General features: G+C 46.5%; 8 protein-coding genes. 4 read left to right on the top strand and 4 right to left on the bottom strand.

Features of this window, described 5'->3' with window-relative positions; translation table 11 throughout:
- The first annotated feature begins 157 nt into the window (after positions 1 to 157).
- The 4 genes from hemE (at position 158) to RMO35_RS04625 (ending at position 3,431) form a co-directional block, all read left to right on the top strand.
- Positions 158 to 1,210, top strand: coding sequence for a uroporphyrinogen decarboxylase (hemE, locus tag RMO35_RS04640; protein ID WP_309738897.1), 1,053 nt, complete (start codon positions 158 to 160; stop codon positions 1,208 to 1,210).
- Positions 1,211 to 1,292: 82 nt separating this feature from the next.
- A complete protein-coding gene (locus tag RMO35_RS04635; protein ID WP_309738895.1) occupies positions 1,293 to 1,502 on the top strand; it encodes a type II toxin-antitoxin system HicB family antitoxin in 210 nt (69 codons plus the stop codon).
- Between the two features lie 27 nt (positions 1,503 to 1,529).
- Entirely contained in the window at positions 1,530 to 2,372 is an 843-nt protein-coding gene (locus RMO35_RS04630; RefSeq protein ID WP_309738893.1) for a phosphodiester glycosidase family protein, read from the top strand.
- Positions 2,373 to 2,438: 66 nt separating this feature from the next.
- Positions 2,439 to 3,431, top strand: coding sequence for a glycosyltransferase (locus tag RMO35_RS04625; RefSeq protein ID WP_309738891.1), 993 nt, complete (start codon positions 2,439 to 2,441; stop codon positions 3,429 to 3,431).
- Between the two features lie 16 nt (positions 3,432 to 3,447).
- Here RMO35_RS04625 and RMO35_RS04620 read toward each other — a convergent pair whose 3' ends face one another.
- The 4 genes from RMO35_RS04620 to RMO35_RS04605 form a co-directional block, all read right to left on the bottom strand.
- On the bottom strand, positions 3,448 to 4,290 hold the full coding sequence (locus tag RMO35_RS04620) for a serine protease (protein ID WP_309738890.1): 843 nt from the start codon (positions 4,288 to 4,290) through the stop codon (positions 3,448 to 3,450).
- 137 nt (positions 4,291 to 4,427) lie between these two features.
- The gene (locus tag RMO35_RS04615; protein WP_309738899.1) at positions 4,428 to 5,972 is read right to left on the bottom strand and encodes a reverse transcriptase domain-containing protein; all 1,545 of its coding nucleotides are present in this window, start codon (positions 5,970 to 5,972) and stop codon (positions 4,428 to 4,430) included.
- 618 nt (positions 5,973 to 6,590) lie between these two features.
- Positions 6,591 to 6,914: a DUF433 domain-containing protein gene (locus tag RMO35_RS04610; protein ID WP_309738888.1), complete on the bottom strand. Its 324-nt coding sequence runs from the start codon at positions 6,912 to 6,914 to the stop codon at positions 6,591 to 6,593.
- Positions 6,911 to 7,435 (bottom strand): Eco57I restriction-modification methylase domain-containing protein, encoded by a 525-nt coding sequence (locus tag RMO35_RS04605; RefSeq protein WP_309738886.1) that lies wholly within the window; start codon positions 7,433 to 7,435, stop codon positions 6,911 to 6,913. The genes RMO35_RS04610 and RMO35_RS04605 overlap by 4 nt, the downstream gene beginning before the upstream one ends.
- Between the last annotated feature and the right edge of the window lie 150 nt (positions 7,436 to 7,585).

The raw sequence follows: 7,585 nt of genomic DNA, 5'->3' as shown, positions 1-7,585 counted from the left end.
AGCTGAAGTATTAAAAATCCGATCGATACTAACAGCTTCTCGGAAAAAAGGGTAGCTAGTTTGGTATTCTGGGATCTATGTCTCTCGAACTAGAGCCAGTTTTATCCTGCTAGCCGATCGGTAATCCTATATTAAATAACTGTAAAATTAGTTAACAATGACAGATATAAATCAAGAACCCCTATTGTTACGTGCGGCCAAAGGTGCGACACTCGATCGTCCGCCAGTGTGGATGATGCGCCAAGCGGGACGTTATATGAAAGTTTATCGTGACTTACGGGACAAATATCCTTCCTTCCGCGATCGATCTGAAAAAGCCGAACTGGCGATCGAAATCTCCCTCCAACCTTGGCGCGCGTTCGAGCCGGATGGTGTCATCATGTTTTCCGACATCCTCACGCCCCTACCAGGCTTGGGGATTCCCTTCGACATCATCGAGAGCAAAGGGCCGATTATCGAGCCAGCAATTCGCTCTCAGGCGCAAATCGACGCCCTCCATCCCCTCAATCCAGAAGAGTCGCTGCCCTTTATTAAAGAGATTTTGGGCACCTTACGCCGTGAAGTCGGTAATAAATCTACCGTCCTCGGCTTCGTCGGCGCACCCTGGACACTAGCAGCATACGCGATCGAAGGCAAAAGCTCCAAAGACTACGCCAACATCAAAGGGATGGCCTTCCGCGAACCCCAGATGCTCCATAGTCTACTGGCAAAAATCGCCGATGCGATCGCCGTTTACGTCCGCTATCAGATCGATTGCGGTGCCCAAGTCGTCCAAATGTTCGACTCTTGGGCGGGACAACTCAGCCCCCAAGACTACGAAACCTTTGCCCTCCCTTATCAGCAACGGGTAGTCCGCCAAGTTAAGGAAACGCACCCCGACACGCCCCTAATCCTCTACATCAGCGGTAGCTCCGGCGTATTGGAACTGATGGGCAAATCTGGTGTCGATATCATCAGCCTCGATTGGACGGTAGACATGGCTGTCGGACGCCAGCGGATTGGAACGCATTTAGGTGTACAGGGCAATATGGATCCCTGTGCATTATATGGTTCTAAGGATTTCATTCGCGATCGAATTGTCGATACGGTTCGCAAGGCGGGTAAAACCGGACATATCATGAATCTTGGGCATGGTGTCTTACCCACGGTACCCGAAGAAAACGTCGCCCACTTCTTTGAAACTGCCAAGAATGTCGATAAATTACTCTAACCTTTTAGGGTAGGATCGAGATTGAATATCCTCTCTAACTTTCATCAGTTAGGGAGGATTTTGATTTAGAGGAGTTAAACTAATGCGCTATGCAACGATCGTTGAAAAAACACCGAGTAACTATTCTGCTTATGTGCCAGATTTACCTGGTTGTATTGCTACAGGTACGAGCATAGAAGAAGTACTCAGTCAAATTCAATCTGCAATTTCATTTCATTTAGAGGGTTTGCAGTTAGAGGGTTTACCTATTCCTGAGCCGACTACTGTTTGCGAGTATGTTGAAGCTGCTTGAATTGTCGCTCAACTTACGGAAACTGGAATGACTCAATTGAAGATATCTTCAATTGACTTCCAAAATTTCATGAACGATCGATCCAATTTTCATTCTATCTGGCATAGCCCCCGCTATATCTTCTTCCTCTTTCCACTTGCCCTGCTGACTAGCTGCGATCGAGCCGTTACTCAAACAACTAGTCCCACATTTCAAGAGTCTATTGTAGCTCCTGGTATCACCATCCGGACTAATGTGGCACAGAAAACTTACGTTATCGAAGCAGATCTGAGCAAAACAACACTTCGCAGTATTAGTGGTGCGCCGACTCCAGCCGGAAAAGTCGGACAAATGAAATTTGAGGAATTTTGGGCGCAAAATAACAATAACGGTGCGCTGAAAGTATTGATTAACGGTACCTTTTTTCAGACATATAACAAACCTACTGGCATCGCCTTCGGCTTAAAACAAGACAAGCAACTCATCACCTACGGCTATGGATTGAATGAATTTCCCAACCAAACCGTGACTGTCGCTTGGTCTGATGGTAAGATTTCGATCGAACCTTACAGTCTCAGCACCTTCAATGGCACAACACCCAACGTCGTCGGCGCACTAGCTCCCACTGCTGGCAAAAATGCTAGTAGGGCACTCCCTCGCACCTTTATCGGCGTCAAAAACCAGCTCTCAGACAAAACCTACAGCACGGTATTATTATTCATCAGTCCTGCTGCGAGCCAAAGCGAAGCCGAGCAAACCTTACAGAAATTTGGTGCCGAGCGTGTCGCCATGCTCGATGGCGGACAGAGTACGGGTTTAATCATCGGTGGTAAATCAATGCTGCAACCGAAAACTCGAATTCCCCAAACGATCGGGATTTTTATAAAATAGCGATCGCAGGCAGTAGTAGTTTATGCTGAAGCGTGGGAAACCCGCCACGATCCGATCGATAAATTTATGCGAAAACTCCTGTTTCTCCTGCCTGGAACCACCAAAAAATTTCACTGTGGGGGCTTGTTTGCCGAACTCAAAACGATCGAATTAGTCAAACAAATCTGCCCCGTTGAAATCGTCACCTATCGTCAACGAGAGCCAGAGCTGGCATATTTAGACGACATTTTAGCCAGCAAACCTCAAGATACGATCTTCGTCGTGAGTTGGGGCTTTGATGTCCCCAAACTAGTCGCTCGCTTGCGGGGCTATCCGACGATTTATCACGCTCACAGTGCTGAATATGGCTTTAGACTACCGCCCCAGATTCCGATTGTTTGCGTCAGTCGGAATACGCTCGGATACTGGGGACAGAGATCGCCGCACGCGCTGTTATACTATTTGCCCAACCAAATTTCCGATGAATTTGTCAATCGACAATCGGACAGATCGATCGATGTTTTGGTACACTCGCGCAAGTCTTCTAAATATTTATTAAAACAATTAATTCCGGCACTTCAACCTCATTGTAAAGTTAAAATTATCGAAGGATTTGTCGATAGTTTAGCCGAATTATTCAACCAGTCGCGCGTGTATTTATACGACTCCGCCGAGTATTGGGCAACTCAAGGCGTGACTGAAGGATTTGGATTGCAGCCGCTAGAAGCGATCGCGTGTGGTTGTCAGGTATTTTCGAGTGTCAATCATGGGTTGTCAGATTATTTAGATCCGGGATTTAATTGCCACAAAATTGCGGGTTTTAGTACTGCTTATGATGTAGAAAGAATTTTAGCAGTAGTTAAATCGGCTGCGCCAGTTAATAATTTAGAATCCCTCTTAGCTGAATATCGCACGGCAAATATCATGTCACGGCTCCAGGTAATTTTGAGTGAGATCGACAGGTTCTTCGATCGCGTCAATCTGGACAATTCCGATCTTACCGATATTAGCGATCGACAGATTTTGCAGTTAAGACTATCAAAAGCGATTAAAAGTATTCAGAAAAAACTCAAACGTTAAAAATAGCACCAAAAACTTATTCCCGCGTGTAGCTTTTGACAAACTCGATCGGGATTGCCCAGCTATAATCATTAATCTGTTGCTGGAGCGCCTCGCTGGCAATCGTGCCATTTTCGAGCATTTCGGGCGTATTCCAGAGGGGATGGGCATGGACGCCATTAATCCCGATCAGTTCGCCAGATCGATCGATCGATGGCCCCCCGCTCATCCCTTTGCGAATGCTGCCATCGAAACCGATGCTATAGCCCCCAGCAATGGCGATCGGTAAAATTTGGACGATCTGAGCGTTAATAATATGTAGCCCCAAATTGACCTTTGTCGCCCCACTCTGGCGATCTTCTACCGGATCGCCATTCTCACTCGGGAATCCTGCCGACCAGATGCGATCGCCGATTCTGGGACTAGCTGTGGCTAATTTGGCAGTGGTATAAGTGCGATCGTGACTTTGAAAACGGAGGATACTCAGATCGCGATTTTGACCTGATGGCGGCGTAACTAGAGCGGCGGCATACACTTGTCCGTCATGGGTTTGCAGTTGAAAGGGGGCATTAGTAGCTTGGATGACATGAGCATTGGTAATGGCGGTATACACCTGCTGCTGTCGCGCCAGCAACACCCCCGAACCAATATGTTCGCCATGTGCTAAAACTTTAATCGAGATGGCGCGCAAATGTTGCTGCAATCGGCGATCTTGGTTCACGCCTAGATCTGACACCACAAAAGATTGTGTCAAAATAGTGGGGAGCATGAGGGTGAGAATCGTGACATACAGCATGGGTACCACTCTAGCAATCCAGTAGTGCCAGGGAGGATCTCCCAATCGTTCGTGTAGCGGCGGCGATGCAGAATCGGGTGGCATAAGCTTGGGCATTATAAATACGATCGGAGTGAAAACCGTAAGCTTGTATAGGTAGAGTCGAGAGAGGCTATTAAGCCTCGTCCCTCTCTGTTAGATCCGTACGTGAAAGTTTCCCCTCATACGGCTCCCGATATTCTTTAACTTATGTTATTGCTCATGTGGAGATAATCATGACAAGATTCATGAATTGCTTTTAGATTCTTGTCTTTGAAGTTATCGTGATTTCCATCTGCATGGTGCAGATGTATTTTCTCTTCTCCTACGAACTTAAGTCCGCAGGATGCACATGAATGGTGTTGCCGTTTTAGGGCTTTAGAGGTTGCTCCGTCGTAGAGCTTGCTGTTACGTTCGCTCCAGTAGATTATGTCTCCGTCGTAAGGTGATTTGCTTCCTTTGACGTTGACATGTCTGTTTTCGGAGTAAGGAACTGATGGAAATGCCTTATCCAGTAATATTTTACTGGTATAGCGGTTCTGTCTCTTTTCCTTGTTAAATACCGTGTATGCCCGCTTTTCGATGAAGTATAGGGAGTTTCTCGACCCGTCCATCTTGCAGTATTTGTGATATTGTCTCCAGCCTCTAACCACTGGGGCTAAATTCATAGCCTTGATTGTGGCTCCATAATTCGAGTTTTTGACGATTGTTTTTACCTTCTTACGGAGTGCTTTGAAGTTTTCCACTGAAGGAACGCTTCTAAACTTGCCGTTTTTCTGGACTTTGAAGTGCCAGCCGAGGAAGTCAAAACCATCTGTCGTAGCCGTTACTTTGGTTTTACGCTCACTGACTTTCATCCCTCGTTTCGCTAGGAATTCACTAATTCGGTTAAGTATTGCCTCTGCATCATCTTTGGGTTGGAGGATTATTACCATGTCATCCGCGGATCGGATGGATGGTTCTATCCAGCTTCCATTGGTACTTTTGTATCTATGAAGGCTTTCAATTCCATTGAGCGCAATGTTGGCAAGCAGTGGACTGACCACCCCACCTTGCGGTGTTCCTTGGTCGGGAAATCCTACGTTTGTGCCAGCTTTTAGACAACGGAAGATACCGAGTTTGAGTCTTGCTGGAGCGATTAGATTATCCATGATTGCAGAGTGATTAATCCGGTCGAAACATGCCTCGATATCTAATTCGATTACTCGTTTATCGATACCCTTGCATCGAGAACATAGGTTGTTGAACAGTGTTTTCTGCGCGTCGTGCGCCGAACGTCCTGGTCGAAACCCGTAGCTCCGTGCATGAAAAGTTGCTTCGTGTGCAGGTTCGAGAGCATATTTTGCGAGGCATTGCCAAGCTCGGTCTGCGATTGTGGGCACCTTAAGCATCCGAATGGTTCCGTCTTTTTTAGGGATAGGAATTTCTCTTAGCCCTTCATGCTTCCAATTGTTCTGGTGTTGTGTTAGCTCTTTAGCTAGTGCAAATCTTTGCTCAACTGTGAGGGATTTTTTGCCATCAACACCAGCCGTCTTTTTACCAGCATTTAGCTGCGTTACTTGCCGAATAGCTAGTAGTTTAGCTGCTTGAGATTTTAAAATCAGTTTTTGTAAAGACCTTGCTTTCCGCTTGTCTCCAACTCGAACTGCTTTGTACACGCGCTTCTGTAGGCGAAAGAGTGTCTTCTGGAATTGCTTCCAGGGTAGACTCTTCCAAGATTCACTAGTCGTTAAACTGTGTCTAATCATGCTCTGCATCCGTTTGTGTATTCTGAATACCTTTCGGCAATTACGCCGAATCCTACCCGTGTCTGAGGAATTAATCCCCTCGTCTGGTCTACCGTAAGTGCGACCACTTACAGACCTCAAACACGTTTTTGTTCGTTCCATTCCATTAATTGATAGTCTTTTTAGATATAGCCAGTTCAACCGCTAGATTCCCATACTCATGCCAATACCTACAAACGAGTGTGGCGGGAAACTTGACTCTAGCGAGGTCAGACTATGGATTGCGTCTGCCCATGAATAGGTTGCTTTCTTAGGCTCTGTTTTATCATGAAGACTCCCTGTTAACGCCAGTGTCATCTGCAATTGATGTCTGATTGCGTCCTGTTCCCGGCTTCACTCTCACGAATTCCGAGTCGTGTCGGTGCGGGCAGATAAGGATTCACTCCTGAGTTTGGAGGAAGGGGCTTGCACCCTCATTAATAGAATAGTTCAAGCTTTTCCTTTGCTACATGTCTGGTAGCTAGCTTGGAAGTATTATGTACGGACTGAGTACCGTGATTTATACTTCAACGAATCGCACTATGTATTTCATTGACGATGACTGCTGAAAGATTCTCATTTGCGTAAAATCTAATCATTCTAGCCATCCTCTCGATCGAGATCGGCAACGATCGTCTCGATTTCGTCTCGATGGGTTTGATAGTAAGCCTGAGCTGCAAGGAAATCAAAGCGAGTTAAGCCTGGAAAATCTAGAGATAGTTCGGTTTCATCAGCACCCTGATTTTTGAGAGAAATTATAGTCCATACTGCAATCCTTGTATCCCTAATGCAGGCACAGCCACCAGCAACGCCAGGTGTTTTTTTAACCATTTTGGTAATGAGTGCCTCTTGAAATAAGGCATAGTCCTCCGTAGGCAAAGCTACGATCGCATCAGCCAAAGATTCTACTAACTTTGCATTCATATTTCTTTCCCCGATTTCTGCTTCCAAATATGAACCAAACTCACTACCACCGCCGCCAATCCTGGCCACTTGTAACGTCGAGTAGCATTGTAAATTAGACCTCCATTATTACAAATAAAGCGTAGTCCTGTAGAACGGGTATCGCCTTGAGCGATCGTATTAGTGGAAATCAAACCCATTGTGCCACCTGCGCGCAATAAATCGAACGATCGCCGAAAGAAGAACGCCACTAAATCGGAGTTACCGTGCGACTCAGCATAGGTGTCCTTCAGCCAATCGGGATAGCCTTCCGCATTTCCACTAGTCGTCGTATTTTTGCCAGCAAACGGGGGATTGCCGACGATCGCATCAAACCCGCCATTTTCCCTGTCAAACACCTCTGGAAACTCAATTTCCCAATTAAACGGCATTACCCGTTCACGCAACCGCGCCGAAACCGCCATCATTCGCTCCGGCTGCAACTGCACCATCCCCGCATAATCCCGCCGTAGATCCTCCCGATCCTGCTTATTTTTACCCACCCCATCAAAGAACGCCGCGATTCTCCTAGGGGAGCAACTAAGCCGACTAAAACGTCGTCTAAGGGATGAAAGAAACTGCTCTGGGACACGGGCAAGGGATTATGCTAGAAGTGTGTTCTAACAGTTAAGACCGAAGCCTCACTGGTGCGA

It is taken from the genome of Chamaesiphon sp. OTE_20_metabat_361, from assembly GCF_031364565.1.
This window is presented reverse-complemented; position numbering and strand designations above follow the sequence as displayed.

Bases quoted from the DNA above. Each gene is read 5' to 3' on its own strand.
- hemE (WP_309738897.1), top strand. From the start codon at position 158: ATGACAGATATAAATCAAGAACCCCTATTGTTACGTGCGGCCAAAGGT.
- RMO35_RS04635 (WP_309738895.1), top strand. From the start codon at position 1,293: ATGCGCTATGCAACGATCGTTGAAAAAACACCGAGTAACTATTCTGCT.
- RMO35_RS04630 (WP_309738893.1), top strand. From the start codon at position 1,530: ATGACTCAATTGAAGATATCTTCAATTGACTTCCAAAATTTCATGAAC.
- RMO35_RS04625 (WP_309738891.1), top strand. From the start codon at position 2,439: ATGCGAAAACTCCTGTTTCTCCTGCCTGGAACCACCAAAAAATTTCAC.
- RMO35_RS04620 (WP_309738890.1), bottom strand. From the start codon at position 4,290: ATGCCACCCGATTCTGCATCGCCGCCGCTACACGAACGATTGGGAGAT.
- RMO35_RS04615 (WP_309738899.1), bottom strand. From the start codon at position 5,972: ATGATTAGACACAGTTTAACGACTAGTGAATCTTGGAAGAGTCTACCC.
- RMO35_RS04610 (WP_309738888.1), bottom strand. From the start codon at position 6,914: ATGAATGCAAAGTTAGTAGAATCTTTGGCTGATGCGATCGTAGCTTTG.